This is a genomic window from Pseudarthrobacter phenanthrenivorans (assembly GCF_036455295.1).
GTDB lineage: Bacteria > Actinomycetota > Actinomycetes > Actinomycetales > Micrococcaceae > Arthrobacter > Arthrobacter phenanthrenivorans_C.
On sequence record NZ_JAYXNX010000001.1, the window covers coordinates 205,965 to 221,293 of the forward strand.

The following is a 15,329-nucleotide window of genomic DNA, read 5'->3' on the forward strand; positions in this document are numbered from 1 at the left end:
TCAGCGGACGATCTTGAAGTTGAACGCGGGGGTGCCCAGCGCGCCCCAAAGGCGCAGCCATACCGGCAGGAGCATTTCAGTGCCCCGGGCCGTGGTGATGTCGCCGAGGTCGATGACGTCCTGGTGGCCGAATTCCTTCAGGAGCACGGTGACGGTGTTCTTGGCGTCCGCGTCGTTGCCGGAAACGAAGACCGTGCCGGGGTCGGCGAGCTGCGCCGGCTGTGCCATAAGGTCCGCGTTGAGCGTGTTCAGCGCCTTCACCACCCGCGCCCCGGGGAACTCGCGCTGGATCTGTTCGCCGAGCGAGTCCGTGTCCTTGACGAACAGGGTGGGCGGCATGCCCTTGCTGAAGTCGAGCGGGTTGGCGATGTCCAGGATGACCTTGCCGTCCAGGTTCCCGGCGCCGGCCGCCGACAGTACGTCCAGGGAGGCGCCGCCGTTGGTTGCATTGACAATGAGTTCAGCTCCGGCCACAGCATCGGCGAAACCGGCGACGGCGATACCAGGGTTCTCGGCGGCCCACTCGGCGAAGGGGGGAGTGCCCATGGCGTCGGGCTCAGTGCGGGCGAGGCTGGCCTCCGGGTCCCGGGTGCCGATGGTGACGGCATGGCCGAGTTCGGCGAGGCGCGCTGCGATGGTCCGGCCGACGATGCCGGTTCCGAGGACGGCGGTGTTCATGGATGCTCCTTGGGGTCTGCGGGGCCCGTCCAGTTTGTGACGGATCGTTCTCATAACTTTGTGACGGATCGTTCCGTCTGTCAAACTGGAGCTGAGACAGGACGTGGAAAGTTTTGAAGGAGTGTGGTTTTTGTGGTGCGCAGGACGGGCGAGGAGAACCGGCGCAATGTCCTTGACGTGGCCACCCGGCTGTTCTATCAGCAGGGGATCCGGGCCGTGGGGATGGATGCCGTGGTCAAGGCGTGCGGGGTGGGCAACGCCACCGTCTACCGGCAGTTCCCCACCAAGGACGCCCTCGCCACTGCCTACGTGGAAGGCCGGGCCGACGCCTGGTTTGAACGGATGCTCCAGGCCGCCGGCGACCAGCCCGAACCGCGCGGGAAACTCCTGGCCGTCTTCGAAGTTCTCGCGACGGACTGCGCCGGGGAGACCTACCGCGGCTGCCCGATGCTGAACACCAATACCGAGTTCCCGGACGGCCAGCATCCCGCCCACACGGCAGCGGTGGGCCACAAGCAGCAGGTACGCGACTGGTTCCGTTCGCTCGCGGCCGCCGCCGGGGCAGACTCCCCGGACCAGCTCGCCGAGGAGCTGCTGATTGTCCTCAACGGCGCCTACGCCACTGCGGCCGTGCTCGACGGCGGCACGTACGGGCGGCGCGCCCTGGCCCTTGCACGGCGGCTGGTCGACGAGGCCTGCCCGCTCCCATAGCCAGCTGCGCGTACAGGGCGCGGCCGGGCGGCACGCGGGCATCCGGTGCGGCAGCCGGCGTCGTAAATCACGCGTAAAGGATTCGTCAATAAAGGCCCTTTACGCAGGCCGGCCCTTTTCGCCGGTGCTAGCTTCGGCAGTGGTCGCGTTGCAGAGGGCAGCGCGGGAAGGCGGACATGACCACGTTAAGCAGGCCCCCGGCGGATCCATCGGCGCCCCACGCGCGCGGCCAGAAGGCCTTGAAGGACTGGCTGCTGTTCGGACTGCAGGACAGCAAGGGTGCGCACCCCGGGCCCGGCGGTGTCCCCACCAGCCATGAAAAGAAGCACGCGTGGTGGCAGGTCATGTGCCTCACGGGCGTGGACTACTTCTCCACGTTGGGCTACCAGCCCGCCATTGCCGCGCTCGCCGCCGGCGTGATCTCGCCGCTGGCCACCCTGGTGCTGGTGGCCGTGACCCTGCTGGGAGCACTCCCTGTCTACCGCAGGGTGGCCGGGGAAAGCCCCCGTGGTGAAGGCTCCATTGCCATGCTGGAACGGCTCCTTCCGCGCTGGGGCGGCAAGCTCCTGGTCCTGGTCCTGCTGGGGTTCGCCGCCACCGACTTCATGATCACCATGACGCTTTCGGCAGCCGACGCCAGCGCGCACCTGCTCGGCAACCCCGTCGCTCCGGGGTGGCTCCAGGACCAGAACGTCCCCGTCACGCTGTTCCTCCTGGCGCTGCTGGCGGCCGTGTTCCTGCGCGGATTCAAGGAAGCGATCGGCGTTGCCGTGGTCCTGGTGGTCCTGTATCTGGGCCTGAATGCCGTGGTGGTGGTTGCCACCCTGGGGCAGGTGATCTCCCATCCCGCAGCCATGGGCGACTGGTGGACCAATCTGTGGGTATCGCACGGCAATCCCGTGATGGCGGTGGCCATCGCGCTGCTGGTGTTCCCCAAGCTGGCCCTCGGCCTGTCCGGCTTTGAGACCGGCGTCGCCGTGATGCCGCAGGTCAAGGGGGCCGCGGACGATACAGAAGAGAACCCGGCGGGCCGAATCCGCGGAGCCCGGCGCATGCTCACCACCGCCGCAGTGATCATGAGCGTGTTCCTGCTGACCACCAGCTTCATTACGGTCGTCCTCATCCCGGAGCAGGAATTCCAGCCCGGCGGACAGGCCAACGGCCGTGCCCTGGCCTACCTGGCGCACGAATACCTTGGCGTGGGCTTCGGCAGCGTCTACGACATCAGCACCATCGGCATCCTCTGGTTCGCCGGCGCCTCGGCCATGGCCGGCCTGCTGAACCTGGTTCCCCGGTACCTGCCGCGCTACGGCATGGCCCCCGGATGGGCCAAGGCCGTCCGGCCCCTGGTGCTGGTCTTCACCCTGATCGGTTTTGCCATCACCTTTATCTTCAACGCCGACGTCGACGCCCAGGGCGGTGCGTACGCCACCGGCGTGCTGGTGCTGATGACCTCCGCCGCCGTGGCGGTGACGCTGTCCGCCCGCCGGCGCAGGCAACGGAACCTCACCTTCGGCTTCGGCGCCATTTCCGTGGTCTTCGCGTACACCACGGTGGCCAACATCTTCGAACGCCCGGAAGGCATCAGGATCGCCGCAATCTTCATCCTGGGCATCATCGTCATCTCACTGCTGTCCCGGGTGCGGCGTTCCTTCGAGCTGCACGCCACCCGGGTGCACCTGGACCAGCAGGCGCTGGAATTCATGTCCAGCACCCTGGACGGGCCCATCGCGATCATCGCCCACGAACCGCTGCGGATGACCGCGGAGGCCTACCGGGACAAGCTCGAATCGGCCATCGAGGTCAGCCACCTGCCGCTGGCGGGGGAGGCCCTGTTCCTCGAAGTGGTGGTGGACGATTCCTCCGACTTCGAAACCGAGCTGTTCGTCCACGGTGTGAACCGCCACGGCTACCGCGTCCTCGAAGTGCACGGACCGGTGGTTCCGAACACCATCGCCTCCGTGCTGCTGCACATCCGGGACGTGACCGGGCTGATGCCGCACATCTACTTCCGCTGGACCGAAGGCAATCCCATCACCAACCTCGTGCGGTTCCTGTTCCTCGGTGAGGGCGAGATTGCGCCCGTGACCCGTGAAGTGCTGCGCGAGGCCGTCCCCGACGTCACCCAGCGGCCCTGGGTCCACGTCGGCTGACCGGCGGTTTCGCCGGCGTGCCGGGTTGGGGCGCGGTGCCGGCGGGGTTCGCCGGCGCCGCGACGTGCGGGACGACGGCGGCCACCCGGGCGGCGTCCGCGAGGGTCAACGGGACGTTCGTGCGGAAGGCGGCCTCGGCGTCGTCCTCCCGGACACCCGCCGCCAGCACCACCACGTGCACCATGTCGCCATAGGAATCGTTGCAGGCCAGGATGTCGCCGGGAACTTTGTGTCCCTGCGGGCCCGCCGCCGGCCAGGGCTGGAAGATGACCCACCACGCCTCGCCGTCCTGGTCCGGGAAAAGGTAGCCGCTGGCCGACTGCAGGGCGCGGCCGTTCAGTCCGCGTCCGCCGTAGCCCTCCACGGCCTCGGCTGCCGCGGCAAACTTGACCCTGCCGCGGTCCTCCGGCGCCTCATCCCACCGCATCGTCGCTCCCTGTCTCCGCCTGTGCTGCCTTTGCCTCAATCAAAGGGCCGCCGTGGCCTGAACGGGGTGGGCGGGGCGATTAATTGACGGATTATTTACACCCTGCACCGCGCCGCCGCGGAAGGGATGAGCGCGGCAGCGGCACCATAATGGGATCCATGCGCCGCCCCGTGACCGTCCGCCCCATGTGCCCCGACGACTGGGAGGCCGTGCACGCAATCTACGCCGCCGGCATCGCCACGGGGGAGGCGACCTTCGAGAGCGAGCCGCCCACCTGGGAAGCGTTCGACGCCGGCCGGCTGCCTGAGCACCGGCTCATCGCCGAGGACGCGGGCCGGGTCCTGGGCTGGGCCGCGGTGTCCCGTGTCTCGTCCCGGGAGGTGTACCGGGGCCTCGTGGAGCACTCCATTTACGTGGCGCCGCAGACGCACGGCCTGGGCGTGGGCCGGCGCCTGCTCGGTGCGCTGATCGACTCCACAGAGGCCGCGGGCATCTGGACCATCCAGTCCAGCATCTTCCCGGAGAACACGGCGAGCCTGGCGCTGCACCAAAAACTGGGGTTCCGGGTAGTGGGGACCAGGGAGCGGATAGCCAGGATCAGCAACGGACCCAAAGCCGGGCACTGGCAGGACACATTGCTGCTGGAGCGCCGCAGCACCGTGGCGGGAACTGAATAGTTCCTGCTTTGCGAGAGTCCAATGACCCTGTTTGTGCTTCCGGCCCAAGCCCTAGCGTCGTGAGACACGCTTACTCGAGGACAGTACGGAGTACATCATGCAGTTTCCCTTAGCCTACCGCCGCAGTGCAGCGGCTTTCGCCGCCGCCACAACACTCATCCTCTCAGGGGCATCCACGCCGGCCTTCGCCGCCCAGAACCCCGTCAACTACGTCAATCTCGGGGACTCCTACTCCAGCGGCTGGGGCTCCTTTGCGCCAACCGCCGACGCCAATCCGGCGTTCGGCAGCCCGGCCTGCCTGCATGGCGGACCTGACGACGTGGCGTTGTTCGACCAGCTCCAGTCGGTGGCCCTCACCGGTGACTATGCGTGTGCAGGCGCGACTGTCGGAGCAACAACCTCGGGTATTCCCACCATCGCCCAGCAGGCGGCCAAGGCGTCCCTTGATGGTGCGCTCAACAGCACCACAGGACTGGTGACCCTCACGGCCGGCGGAAACGACGTCAACTTCGGCCAGCTCATCGCAGCCTGCGCCGCGGATACGTCGCCAACAGCCACCGAATGCCAGGCGGCCACAGCATACGGACTTGGCCTCGCCAACAATGTCGATGTCGCCGGAACAGTCGGAACCATCCGCGGCTTCGCAGGCAATGCCAAGATCGCCTGGCTCGGGTACCCCCGACTCTTTGCGACGGCCGGGGAATCCACCACCGTCACCGCCGGCGGTGGTGTCATGTCCGCGGCGGCCGCGGCCGTCTTCGACAAGGGGACGGACCAGCTCAACGCGGTCCTGGCAGGCAAGGCACGGGACGCCGGTGCGCAGTTCGTGGATGTGTCCCCCAAGTTCAACGGCCACGAAATCGGTTCCTCCGCCTCCTGGTTCAACCTGGGCCCCTACGCCCAGTTCAACTTCCACCCGACCTATGACGGGTATGCGCAGGGCTACTACCCGGCCATGGTCAGCGCGATCAAACCTGCCCAGCTGGCGAAGGGCTGACCCGTCCCACGGGCAAGAGGCGCCACGCCGGCGCTCCGCGGTAGGGACTGGATAGCCCCTACTGTGAGGGCAGGGTCAGGATCTCGGCGCCGTTCTCCGTAATGGCGATGGTGTGCTCCGTGTGGGCCGTCCGGCAGCCGGTGGCGCTCCTCAGGGTCCAGCCGTCGTCGTCCGTCACCAGTTCCGCCGTGTCCTTCATGATCCACGGCTCCAGCGCCAGCAGCAGCCCGGGCCGGAGCTTGAAGCCGCGCCCGGGCCGTCCCATATTGGGCACGTGCGGGTCCTGGTGCATGGTGGAGCCGATGCCGTGGCCGCCGAACTGCGTGTTGATGGGGTAGCCCGCATCGGTGAGGACGCGGCCGATGGCGTAGGAGATGTCGCCAATCTTGGCATTCGGACCGGCGGCGGCGATCCCTGCGGCGAGTGCCCGTTCGGTGGTTTCGATCATCGCCACGCTCTCCGCCGGCCGTGATTCCCCTACCAGGAAGCTGATGGCTGCGTCCGCGGCTACCCCGTTCCTGACGACGGCGAGGTCCAGGGTCAGCAGGTCCCCGTCGGCCAGTTCATAGTTGTGGGGCAGCCCGTGCAGCACGGCATCGTTGACGCCCGTGCAGATGTAGTGGCCGAAAGGGCCGCGGCCGAACGACGGCGCGTAGTCCACGTAGCAGGATTCAGCCCCCGCCTCGGTGATCATCTCCTTGGTCCACTGGTCGATGTCCAGCAGGTTGGTCCCCACGGTGGCGCGGCTCTTCATCGCCTGCAGGATGTTGGCCACCAGTGCACCGGTTTCCCGCGCGCGGTCCACTTCAGCGGGGGTCAGGATCTCGATCATGGGGTGCCCTTCATCTGCCGGCCGATAGCTGTTGGGGTCATCCTATTTGTCCTTCCATGGGCGGCTGCAAGGAACGGGCGTGACTGCGGAATATGTGTGGATTGCCAAGGACATAGATAGGTGTAAATATTTACGTGTGTCTATGTCTTTGGAGCTGACCCCGGTTGAAGCTATGGCGTGCTGTCCCCCTCTGGCCCGGGAACCCCTGTCTGAAGCGGAAGCGGAAGGGATTGCCCCGCTGTTGAAGGCGCTGGCGGATCCGGTCCGGCTGCGGCTGATGTCCCTGGTCGCCTCGCGCGAGGGCGGCGAAGCCTGCGTCTGCGACCTCAACGATGCCTTCGAGCTGTCCCAGCCCACCATTAGCCACCACCTGAAGATCCTCCACGAGGCCGGCCTGCTGGACCGGGAGAAGCGCGGCGTCTGGGTCTACTACCGCGCCCGGACCGCGGCGCTGCAGAACCTGGCCGCACTGATTGGCGGGCAGGCCCAGTGAGCGTGCTGGGCCGGCGTGCCGCCGCCGAATTCACCGGCACCGCGTTCCTGGTCATGGCCGTGGTGGGCTCCGGCGTCATGGCATCCAGGCTGTCCCCGGGCGACGCCGGGCTGCAGCTTTTGCAGAACAGCCTCGCCACGGGTGCCGCGCTGGTGGCGCTGATTGTGGCCCTGCAGCCAGTCTCGGCGTCGTTCAATCCCGTGGTGACCCTGGTGGAACGGGCGCTGGGGATGATCGACACCACCACGGCGGGAGCCCTCATCGCCGCACAGGTCCTGGGCGGCCTGGCCGGTACCGTCGCGGCGAACCTGATGTTCGGGCTGGACGCCGTCACGTTCTCCACCCACCAACGCAGCGGTCCCGCGCTCTGGCTGGCTGAGGTCATCGCCACCGTGGGGCTGCTGGTGGTCATCTTCGGCACCGTCCGCTCGGGCCGGGCAGACCGGGTGGCGTTCGCCGTGGGCGGCTACATCACGGCCGCATACTGGTTCACCAGCTCCACGAGTTTCGCCAACCCCGCGGTGACCATCGCCCGGACCGTCACGGACACCTTTGCCGGCATCGCACCATTGTCGGCCCCGGCCTTCATCCTGGCGCAGCTGCTTGGCGGCGCCTCCGGGTACCTCCTGGTCCGGTTCCTCTACCCAACCCTCGCAACTCCCGCCGTCGTCCCCGCTGACCGAAAGGTGCTCTCATGAGCCAGAAGCCCTCCGTCCTGTTCGTCTGCGTCCACAACGCCGGCCGGTCCCAGATGGCCGCCGCGTTCCTCACCAGCCTCTCGAAGGGCGCCATCGAGGTCCGCTCCGCGGGCTCCCAGCCTGCGGACAAGGTCAACCCGGCCGCCGTCGAGGCCATGGCCGAGGTGGGCATCGACATGTCCGCGGAGATCCCCAAGATCCTCACCACGGAGGCCGTCAAGGACTCGGACGTGGTGATCACCATGGGCTGCGGCGACGAATGCCCGTACTTCCCGGGCAAACGCTACGAGGACTGGGTCCTGGAAGACCCCGCCGGCAAGGGCGTGGAGTCCGTCCGGCCCATCCGCGACCAGATCAAGGGCCGCGTGGAAGCCCTGATCGCCTCCCTTGTCCCCGTTGAGAGCTGAAAGGCGGACACCATGCCATCCAAGGACTCCCTGCCGGTTGCCGTGATCGGCGCCGGACCCGTGGGCCTCGCCGCGGCCGCGCACCTGCTCGAACGCGGGCTGGAACCGCTGGTCCTCGAGGCCGGCCCGGCCGTTGGGGCTGCCATCCGGCAATGGGGGCACGTCCGCGTGTTCTCCACCTGGAAATACAACCTCGACCCCGCCTCGGTGCGGCTGCTGGAACGCAACGGCTGGGAAGCGCCCCGGCCCACCGCGCTGCCATACGGCGCCCAGATCGTCTCCGAATACCTGGAGCCGCTGGCCGCCACACCCGAACTCAAGGACCGGATCAGGACCGGGTCACGGGTTCTCTCCGTCACCCGGCAGGGCATGGACAAGGGCCGCAGCCAGGGCCGGGACAGTGCCCCGTTCCTCCTGCGCATAGGGCACGACGGCGGCCAGGTCACCGAGGTGCTGGCCCGCGCCGTCATCGATACCTCCGGAACGTGGAGCACGCCGGCGCCGCTGGGATCCTCCGGGCTGGCGGTTCCGGGCGAAGCCGAAGCACGGGCCGCCGGGCTGGTCACCGGTCCGCTGCCGGACGTTTCCGCTGGCGGTTTCGCCGGCCACCGCACCCTGGTCATCGGTTCCGGACACTCGGCCGCCAACATGGTCCTTGACCTGGCCCGCGTGGCCCGCGCCAACCCCGGCACCGAAGTCCTGTGGGCAATCCTCGCCGCCACCCCCGCCCGGGCCTATGGCGGGGGAGACGCCGACCAACTGCCCGCCCGCGGCCAGCTCGGGGCCCGGCTCCGCACCGCCGTCGACACCGGGGCAGTCCAGCTCCTGACCAACTTCCACACTGCTTCCCTCGAAACCCAGGCAGACGCCGTCACCGTGCACGCCGCGGACGGCCGGTCCGTATCGGTGGACCGCGTCATTCCCGCCACCGGATTCCGGCCGGACCTGGCCATGCTCTCGGAGCTGCGGCTGGACCTGGACCCCGCGGTGGACGCCCCCAAGGCTTTGGGCCCGCTGATCGACCCGGACTTCCACAGCTGCGGCACGGTCCCGGCCCACGGCGCACGGATCCTCGAGCAGCCGGAAAAGGATTTCTACCTGGCCGGGATGAAGTCCTACGGCCGCGCGCCTACGTTCCTCATGGCCACCGGGTACGAGCAGGTACGCTCCATCGCCGCCGCCCTGGCCGGCGACACCGAAGCCGCGGACGCCGTCGAACTCGAACTGCCGGAAACAGGGGTGTGCTCCACGAGCATTCCCGAGGAGGCTGGTGACGCTGCCGCAGACGCCTGCTGCTCCGCCCCGGCGCCGGTTTCCGTGACCATCGGGTTCCCCACCGGACTGCAGCACGGCCGCACCAGCGAGTCGGTGAACCCGTAGCGCGGGGCTGAGGGGTGCCGGGTGCGGCCGGCGATGCGCCGGTTCGTCCCCGACGCGCATCCTCCGCTGCGCTGCGCAAATGTCGGCTTCGCTGTGGAATGTGCGCCGCGAAAATGCATTTGCGCGTCGCTAAGCCGTGGCCGCGGGGACACCATGGCCGCCCGCCGGGACTTCAGGGCAGTGACGGGTCCCCGGAGTTGATTCCGATGGAGCGGCCCCGCGCGAAATGGGTGTTCGCGATGCTGTTGACTTCGTGCAGGCTCTTTCCGGGGTGGCTCAGCCGGATCCACTCGTAGTCCCACTCCTGCAGCTCGCGTACGCGGCCCGCCCGTTTGGCCGCGCGCACGTGGGCTGTCAGGTCGTCACCGCCGAGGACCGGACGGGGCGGAGCCACCGCGGGTTGCGGCCGCGGCGGGGGAACCCTGGCTGGCCGTGCCGGGGCATTCGCGGAGCGGACAAGCGCCACGGTCACGGCAACCGCGCCCACGGCAATGAGCAGGACCCACCAGTATTGGATGATGAGGGCGATGACAATGAGGACGAGGAAGGGGGCACACCCCAGAGTGCCGCCGCCCTTGCCTCCTGAGCGGCGCCGTTTTGCTGCCATGCCGGTTCCTCCAGCGACTGATGGAACGTTAGGAATCCACTCTCGCACCAGGGGGCCGCCATGTCATGGGTATTGGCTACCCGAATTTGATGCCTTGCCGACCAGCCTGGCCGGCGTGCCGTCCGGACCTCAGGGGCCTAGTCGATGTCGGTGCCCGTGCTGAGCTCCTGCCACTGTTCCAGCTCGGCGCGCTGCGCGTCCGCCACCATGCCGAAGGCACCGAACGCATCGGTCCCCAGGACCAGCAGGGCCGGCGGGTTGGGGGATTCGACGACGGCGAGAATCGCCCTGGCTGCCTTGTCCGGGTCCCCGGGCTGGTTGCCGTGCGCCGTGTCGTGTTCCTTGCGGCGCTTGCCGGCCGTGTCCGCGTAGTCCCCGATCGCGGTGGCTGACTGGGTGAGCGAGCGGCCCGCGAAGTCGGTGCGGAAGCCGCCCGGTTCAATGGCGGTGACGTTGATGCCCAGCGGCTTCAGCTCGTTGCGCAGCGAACCGGACATGCCCTCCAGCGCTGCCTTGGTGGCCGCGTAGTAGCCGGAACCGGCCGGGGTGATCCGGGCGCCGATGGACGAGATGTTCAGGATGGATCCGGCCTTGCCGGCGCGCATGCCCGGCAGCACCGCCTTGATCATGTCCACCGCGCCGAAGAAGTTGGTGTCGAAGAGGCGGCGGATGTCGGCGTCGTCCGCTTCCTCCACGGCGGCCCGGTAGCCGTAGCCGGCGTTGTTCACCAGCACGTCGATGCTGCCGAACTTCTCTTCCGCCTGCTTCACCGCCGCGCTGATCTGCGCCTTGTCCGTGACGTCGAGCGGGAGCGCCAGGGCAGTGTCCGGGAAGCCGGCGGTGATGTCCTGGACGGTCTCCACCTTCCGGGCGGTGACGACGGCGTTGTGGCCGGACGCGAGCACGGCTTCAGCGAGTGCGCGGCCAAGTCCGGTGGAGCAGCCTGTGATGAGCCACGTTGCCATGGGTATTTCCTTTCGTGGGGGAGTGGGAAGCAGGCGACGGCGGGCGCCTAAGCCCGCTGCCGCCGTCGTGCGTGGGCTGTCAGTTCGTGGGCGCCGTAGCTGTTGTCGTCCGGGTTGACCGTGACGCCGGGGGCCACCAGCTGGTCGATGCGGTCCAGGACCTCGGGCGCCAGGACGGTGTTGGCGGCGGGCAGGTAGGACTCCAGCTGCTCCATGGTGCGCGGGCCCACAATGGCCGAGGTGACGCCGGGGTGGTTGATCACGAACGCGATGGCCATTTCGATGAGCGTGACCCCGGCCCATTCGGCCACCTGCGCCAGCTCCTCCACGATGTCCAGCTTGCGCTGGTTGGCTGGCTGGCTCATGTCGAACCGGGCGCTGGGCCGCGCGCTCGAGGCGGGCCGGGACGCGGAGTCCTTCCGCCACCGCCCGGAAAGCCAGCCGCCGGCCAGCGGGCTGTACGTGAGGGTGCCCATTCCGTGGCGCTGGACCGTGGGAAGGACGTCCTCCTCGATGCCGCGGGTCAGGATGGAGTACGGCGGTTGCTCCGTGACGAACCGCTCCAGGTTGCGTTCGCGGGACGCCCACTGTGCCTCCACGATCTGCGAGCCGGAGTAGGACGAGGAGCCGATGTAGCGCACCTTGCCCTGGCGGACCAGGTCGGTGAGCGCGCCGAGCGTTTCCTCCACGTCGGTGTCCGGGCTGGGGCGGTGCACCTGGTAGAGGTCGATGTAGTCCGTGTTCAGCCGGCGCAGCGAGTTCTCCACCTCGCGGATGATCCAGCGGCGGGAGCCGCCGCGCTGGTTCGGGTCCCCCTCGTCCATGGGCATGAAGAACTTGGTGGCCAGGAAGACGTCGTCGCGCTTCCCGGCGAGCGCCTCGCCCACGATCTCCTCCGAGACCCCGCCGGAGTAGACGTCCGCGGTGTCGATGACGTTGATGCCGGCATCCAGGGCGCGGTGGATGATGCGGGTGGCGTCGGCCCGGTCGTCGTTGCCCCACGGGCCGAACATCATGGCGCCGAGGCAGAGGGGGCTGACTTTGACGCCGGTGCGGCCAAGCGGGCGGTATTCCATTGCTTCTCCTTAGGCTTCCGGGATGACCATGGCGAACCGCTCGGGGCGGGCCACATCCGGGTCCGGGCCGCTGCGGACGCCGCTGTCCAGGGCGTCGATGGCCGTGAGCTCGGCGGCGGTGAGTTCGAAGTCGAAGACGTCGAAGTTCTCCGCGATCCGTGCCGGGTTGGTGGACTTGGGGATGGCGGAGCGGCCCTGCTGCAGGTGCCAGCGCAGCATCACCTGGGCCGGCGTCTTGCCGTGGGCCTGCGCGACGGCGGCAATCGCCGGGTCCCGCATGACGTTCTTCCGGTTCTCGCCCCAGCCCGGGTAGAAGGTGATGCCGCCGATCGGCGACCACGCCTGGGTGAGGATGCCGTGGTCTTCATCAATCGTCTGGACAGCCGCCTGCTGGAAATAGGGGTGCAGTTCGATCTGGTTGACTGCCGGGACAATGCTGGTTTCCGCAAGGAGCTGCTGCAGGTGGTGCGGCATGAAGTTGCTGACGCCGATAGCCCGCACCCGTCCGTCCTTGAGCAGGGTCTCCAGGGCCTTGTATGCCGCAACCGTCTTGTCGAACCGGTCCGGCGCGGGCTGGTGCAGGATGAGCAGGTCCAGCTGCTCCACGCCCAGCTTGCCCACGGCCTTGTCCCACGCATGCAGGGCCTCGTCATAGCCATAGTCGCTGACCCAGACCTTCGTTTCGATGAACACCTCGGACCGGTCCAGGGCGGAGCGGCGGATCCCTTCGCCCACCTCGCGCTCGTTGCCGTACGCGGCGGCGGTGTCGATGTGCCGGTAGCCCACCTCGAGCGCTGTCTGGACCGCCGCCGTCGTCTCTTCCGGCGGACTCTGGAAAACGCCCAGGCCGAGCGCGGGCATGGTGACGCCGTTGTTGAGTTTGAGTTCCATATCCATGCCTTCACGCTATGCGGGCACGGGGGTTTATGGGAGGGCTTGCCAGGGCCCCCTTGGAGGCCGGCGGTGGTTCAGGCGCTGCGGCTTTCTGTGGATGGTGCACCCTGCTGTGGCCTGCCCGCCGTGAGGAGCTTGATGGCCAGCATCCCGGAAATGGCGGCGAAGGGCAGCTCAACCAGGGCAGCTTCCAGGATGGCCGTAACCAGCGGCGCCCCCTGGGCGGCGGTTGTCACGTCGAAGAGCGCATCGATGCACAGGCTCGTTGAGAACGCGGCCGCGGTAAGCGCCGCATAAATGCTGCCCCTGAAGAGGAAGACCGCCGTCAGCAATGCCGCGAGGGCTTCGAATCCGTCCAGGGCGAGCCACGCCGTGCTCCAGTTGTAGGCCACCGTCACGGACGGCATGGTGCCGCTCAGATAGAAGATCCAGACGGCGTAGAACAGCACTGCCGCAGCGCCGCTGGCGATGGCCGTCCGGCGCCACCCCAGACCCCGGAGCCGCACCAGGATCCGCCTGCGGACACGCAGGACCAACAGGATGGCCAGGAGGACCAGCCCAATTTTGAGCCCGACAAAGTGCGGCCCCACAGACCATGAAGGGTCACGGACGGAAGGCAACGCGGCCAGTGCGGCCGCTCCGGCTACGGCAGCGATCACCCGGCCACCTTACCGTCAGACAGCAAGTTCTTCAGCCGTCTGTTCGGCCGCTGTGGCAGGAGAGGGTGCATGCCCGCGCAGCGGGACGTGACGGATGAACAGGGCCAGGACAAAGCCGGCCGCGGCCACCAGGGACGCCCAGAAGAAGACGGACTGGATTCCGTCGGTCACAGCAGTCTTGAACAGGTCCCGGACCGCCTGCGGGAGGGACTGGAGCGCCGCCGGGGTGATCTGTCCGCTCTGGTGCAGCCCGCCGCCGCCCATGGCGTCGGAAAGCCGGCCTGCGTAGATCGAGCCCAGGACCGAGATTCCCAGGGAACCGCCCATGTTGCGGGCGAAGGTGGTGGTGCCGGTGGCGGCACCGATGTCACGGATGTGGACGCTGTTCTGGGCGATGAGGTTGGTGGTCTGCATCATGCAGCCCATGCCTGCCCCAAGGACTGCCATGTAGACGCCGGACTGCCAGGCGGGAGTGTCAAGGCCCATGGTGGAGAACAGGAACAGCCCCGTGGCCATCAGTGCCGACCCGATGATGGGCAGTGCCCTGTAGTGGCCTGTCCGGCTGACCAGCAGGCCGCCGCTCAGCGACACCACCATGGCAGCAATCATCATTGGCATCAGGAGCAGGCCGCTGCTGGTGGCCGACTGGCCCTGGACGTACTGCTGGAACTGGGGCAGGAACGTGATGCCGCCGAACATCGCGAAGCCAACGATGAAGCCCAGCGAGTTGGCGAGCGAGAAGTTCCGGCTGCTGAACAGGCGCAGCGGAATGACGGGCTCCGCCGCCCGCCGTTCGATGAAGAGGAAGAGCACCAGGCCGACGGCGGCCACGGCGCCAAGGCCGATGATTTCCGGGGAGTTCCAGTCGTACTGGCTTCCGCCCCAGCTGAGCATCAGTACCAGGGCCGTGATCCAGGCCGTCAGGACGGCGGATCCCCACCAGTCGATGCGGACCTTGGCGGTCCGCTCCCGGCGGGGCAGCTTGAGGGTGAACCAGCAGACCACCAGGGAAAGGAGGCCCAGGGGAAGGTTGACGTAGAACGCCCAGCGCCAGGAGGCGTTGTCGGTGATGAAACCACCCAGCAGCGGGCCGCCAATCATGGCCAGGGGCATGACGGCCATCATGATGCCCTGGTACTTGCCGCGCTCCCGCGGCGGCACCATCAGCCCGATCGCCGCCATGATGCCCACCATCAGGCCGCCGGCACCCAGGCCCTGGAAGGCCCGGAACCCGATGAGTTCGGTCATGTCCTGGCTTAATCCGCAGAGGGCGGAACCGGCCAGGAAGACCACGATCGAGGCCATGAAGGTGCGGCGGTGCCCGAAAATATCGCCGAGCTTGCCCCAGATGGGCGTGGCCACCGTCGAGGCCAGGACGTACCCGGTGGTGACCCAGGCGAGGTGGTCCATTCCGCCCAGTTCGCCCACGATGGTGGGCAGCGCCGGAGCCACGATCATGTTGTCCAGCTGGGCCAGCAGCATGGCGATGACCAGTCCGCTCATTGCCGTGATGATTTGCCGGGGTGAGAGCCTGGCCTGCCCGGCGTCCTGGTCTGTCATGCGAATTTCGTCCTAGCGATTCTTGGTTTGGGGTTCACTTACCGCGCGGTTAGTATGGTACTTACCGGCCGGTTAGTTAGCAAGAGCAGCGCGCTGGCACGCCGGACCGAAAGGA

Annotated in this window: 17 protein-coding genes; 8 read left to right on the forward strand and 9 right to left on the reverse strand. The window is 68.0% G+C overall.

All coding sequences use genetic code 11. From position 1 onward, the window contains the following. Nucleotides 1–678 (reverse strand): NADPH-dependent F420 reductase, encoded by a 678-nt coding sequence (locus VXJ37_RS00960; RefSeq protein WP_331321205.1) that lies wholly within the window; start codon nucleotides 676–678, stop codon nucleotides 1–3. Nucleotides 679–810: 132 nt separating this feature from the next. Here VXJ37_RS00960 and VXJ37_RS00965 point away from each other — a divergent pair, with 132 nt between their 5' ends. Together VXJ37_RS00965 and VXJ37_RS00970 are read left to right on the forward strand one after the other, a co-directional pair. Then, nucleotides 811–1,389 carry a TetR/AcrR family transcriptional regulator gene (locus VXJ37_RS00965; RefSeq protein ID WP_331321206.1) on the forward strand — a complete coding sequence of 193 codons (579 nt, stop codon included), beginning with the start codon at nucleotides 811–813 and terminating at the stop codon, nucleotides 1,387–1,389. A 176-nt stretch (nucleotides 1,390–1,565) separates the two neighbouring features. Beyond that, nucleotides 1,566–3,542, forward strand: a complete 1,977-nt coding sequence (locus tag VXJ37_RS00970; protein ID WP_331321207.1) for an amino acid transporter — start codon at nucleotides 1,566–1,568, stop codon at nucleotides 3,540–3,542. On the opposite strand, the gene VXJ37_RS00975 is transcribed toward VXJ37_RS00970, so the two are convergent. Continuing rightward, entirely contained in the window at nucleotides 3,511–3,969 is a 459-nt protein-coding gene (locus VXJ37_RS00975) for a hypothetical protein (RefSeq protein ID WP_331321208.1), read from the reverse strand. The genes VXJ37_RS00970 and VXJ37_RS00975 overlap by 32 nt on opposite strands. A gap of 158 nt (nucleotides 3,970–4,127) precedes the next feature. On the opposite strand from VXJ37_RS00975, the gene VXJ37_RS00980 reads away from it, so the two are divergent. Then, nucleotides 4,128–4,646, forward strand: coding sequence for a GNAT family N-acetyltransferase (locus VXJ37_RS00980; RefSeq protein WP_331321209.1), 519 nt, complete (start codon nucleotides 4,128–4,130; stop codon nucleotides 4,644–4,646). Between the two features lie 97 nt (nucleotides 4,647–4,743). Continuing rightward, nucleotides 4,744–5,643, forward strand: a complete 900-nt coding sequence (locus tag VXJ37_RS00985; RefSeq protein ID WP_331321210.1) for an SGNH/GDSL hydrolase family protein — start codon at nucleotides 4,744–4,746, stop codon at nucleotides 5,641–5,643. Between the two features lie 58 nt (nucleotides 5,644–5,701). Here the strand turns inward: VXJ37_RS00985 and map are convergent, their stop codons facing one another. Next, a complete protein-coding gene (map, locus tag VXJ37_RS00990; protein WP_331321211.1) occupies nucleotides 5,702–6,475 on the reverse strand; it encodes a type I methionyl aminopeptidase in 774 nt (257 codons plus the stop codon). Between the two features lie 142 nt (nucleotides 6,476–6,617). On the opposite strand from map, the gene VXJ37_RS00995 reads away from it, so the two are divergent. Genes VXJ37_RS00995 through VXJ37_RS01010 form a run of 4 tightly spaced genes read left to right on the forward strand, consistent with a single transcriptional unit; the run spans nucleotide 6,618 to nucleotide 9,453 of the window. Next, nucleotides 6,618–6,968 (forward strand): metalloregulator ArsR/SmtB family transcription factor, encoded by a 351-nt coding sequence (locus VXJ37_RS00995; RefSeq protein WP_331321212.1) that lies wholly within the window; start codon nucleotides 6,618–6,620, stop codon nucleotides 6,966–6,968. Beyond that, the gene (locus tag VXJ37_RS01000; protein WP_331321213.1) at nucleotides 6,965–7,666 is read left to right on the forward strand and encodes an aquaporin; all 702 of its coding nucleotides are present in this window, start codon (nucleotides 6,965–6,967) and stop codon (nucleotides 7,664–7,666) included. The genes VXJ37_RS00995 and VXJ37_RS01000 overlap by 4 nt, the downstream gene beginning before the upstream one ends. After that, nucleotides 7,663–8,073: an arsenate reductase ArsC gene (locus VXJ37_RS01005; RefSeq protein ID WP_331321214.1), complete on the forward strand. Its 411-nt coding sequence runs from the start codon at nucleotides 7,663–7,665 to the stop codon at nucleotides 8,071–8,073. The genes VXJ37_RS01000 and VXJ37_RS01005 overlap by 4 nt, the downstream gene beginning before the upstream one ends. 12 nt (nucleotides 8,074–8,085) lie before the next feature. Beyond that, on the forward strand, nucleotides 8,086–9,453 hold the full coding sequence (locus VXJ37_RS01010; protein WP_331321215.1) for an FAD-dependent oxidoreductase: 1,368 nt from the start codon (nucleotides 8,086–8,088) through the stop codon (nucleotides 9,451–9,453). A gap of 172 nt (nucleotides 9,454–9,625) precedes the next feature. On the opposite strand, the gene VXJ37_RS01015 is transcribed toward VXJ37_RS01010, so the two are convergent. From VXJ37_RS01015 to VXJ37_RS01040, 6 genes are all read right to left on the reverse strand, one after another. After that, nucleotides 9,626–10,060: a hypothetical protein gene (locus VXJ37_RS01015; protein WP_331321216.1), complete on the reverse strand. Its 435-nt coding sequence runs from the start codon at nucleotides 10,058–10,060 to the stop codon at nucleotides 9,626–9,628. 137 nt (nucleotides 10,061–10,197) lie between these two features. Next, entirely contained in the window at nucleotides 10,198–11,025 is an 828-nt protein-coding gene (locus VXJ37_RS01020) for an oxidoreductase (protein WP_331321217.1), read from the reverse strand. A 47-nt stretch (nucleotides 11,026–11,072) separates the two neighbouring features. Beyond that, entirely contained in the window at nucleotides 11,073–12,101 is a 1,029-nt protein-coding gene (locus tag VXJ37_RS01025; RefSeq protein WP_331321218.1) for an aldo/keto reductase, read from the reverse strand. A gap of 9 nt (nucleotides 12,102–12,110) precedes the next feature. After that, on the reverse strand, nucleotides 12,111–12,992 hold the full coding sequence (locus VXJ37_RS01030; protein ID WP_331321469.1) for an aldo/keto reductase: 882 nt from the start codon (nucleotides 12,990–12,992) through the stop codon (nucleotides 12,111–12,113). 77 nt (nucleotides 12,993–13,069) lie between these two features. Further along, nucleotides 13,070–13,654, reverse strand: coding sequence for a hypothetical protein (locus tag VXJ37_RS01035; protein WP_331321219.1), 585 nt, complete (start codon nucleotides 13,652–13,654; stop codon nucleotides 13,070–13,072). Between the two features lie 15 nt (nucleotides 13,655–13,669). Continuing rightward, a complete protein-coding gene (locus tag VXJ37_RS01040) occupies nucleotides 13,670–15,214 on the reverse strand; it encodes an MDR family MFS transporter (protein ID WP_331321220.1) in 1,545 nt (514 codons plus the stop codon). Between the last annotated feature and the right edge of the window lie 115 nt (nucleotides 15,215–15,329).

Excerpts from the sequence above, each read along its gene's own strand:
- VXJ37_RS01005 (WP_331321214.1), top strand. The coding sequence starts at position 7,663 with ATGAGCCAGAAGCCCTCCGTCCTGTTCGTCTGCGTCCACAACGCCGGC.
- VXJ37_RS00985 (WP_331321210.1), top strand. The coding sequence starts at position 4,744 with ATGCAGTTTCCCTTAGCCTACCGCCGCAGTGCAGCGGCTTTCGCCGCC.
- VXJ37_RS01030 (WP_331321469.1), bottom strand. The coding sequence starts at position 12,992 with ATGGAACTCAAACTCAACAACGGCGTCACCATGCCCGCGCTCGGCCTG.
- VXJ37_RS00980 (WP_331321209.1), top strand. The coding sequence starts at position 4,128 with ATGCGCCGCCCCGTGACCGTCCGCCCCATGTGCCCCGACGACTGGGAG.
- VXJ37_RS00970 (WP_331321207.1), top strand. The coding sequence starts at position 1,566 with ATGACCACGTTAAGCAGGCCCCCGGCGGATCCATCGGCGCCCCACGCG.
- map (WP_331321211.1), bottom strand. The coding sequence starts at position 6,475 with ATGATCGAGATCCTGACCCCCGCTGAAGTGGACCGCGCGCGGGAAACC.
- VXJ37_RS01040 (WP_331321220.1), bottom strand. The coding sequence starts at position 15,214 with ATGACAGACCAGGACGCCGGGCAGGCCAGGCTCTCACCCCGGCAAATC.
- VXJ37_RS01010 (WP_331321215.1), top strand. The coding sequence starts at position 8,086 with ATGCCATCCAAGGACTCCCTGCCGGTTGCCGTGATCGGCGCCGGACCC.
- VXJ37_RS01025 (WP_331321218.1), bottom strand. The coding sequence starts at position 12,101 with ATGGAATACCGCCCGCTTGGCCGCACCGGCGTCAAAGTCAGCCCCCTC.
- VXJ37_RS00975 (WP_331321208.1), bottom strand. The coding sequence starts at position 3,969 with ATGCGGTGGGATGAGGCGCCGGAGGACCGCGGCAGGGTCAAGTTTGCC.
- VXJ37_RS01020 (WP_331321217.1), bottom strand. The coding sequence starts at position 11,025 with ATGGCAACGTGGCTCATCACAGGCTGCTCCACCGGACTTGGCCGCGCA.
- VXJ37_RS00995 (WP_331321212.1), top strand. The coding sequence starts at position 6,618 with ATGTCTTTGGAGCTGACCCCGGTTGAAGCTATGGCGTGCTGTCCCCCT.
- VXJ37_RS01015 (WP_331321216.1), bottom strand. The coding sequence starts at position 10,060 with ATGGCAGCAAAACGGCGCCGCTCAGGAGGCAAGGGCGGCGGCACTCTG.
- VXJ37_RS00960 (WP_331321205.1), bottom strand. The coding sequence starts at position 678 with ATGAACACCGCCGTCCTCGGAACCGGCATCGTCGGCCGGACCATCGCA.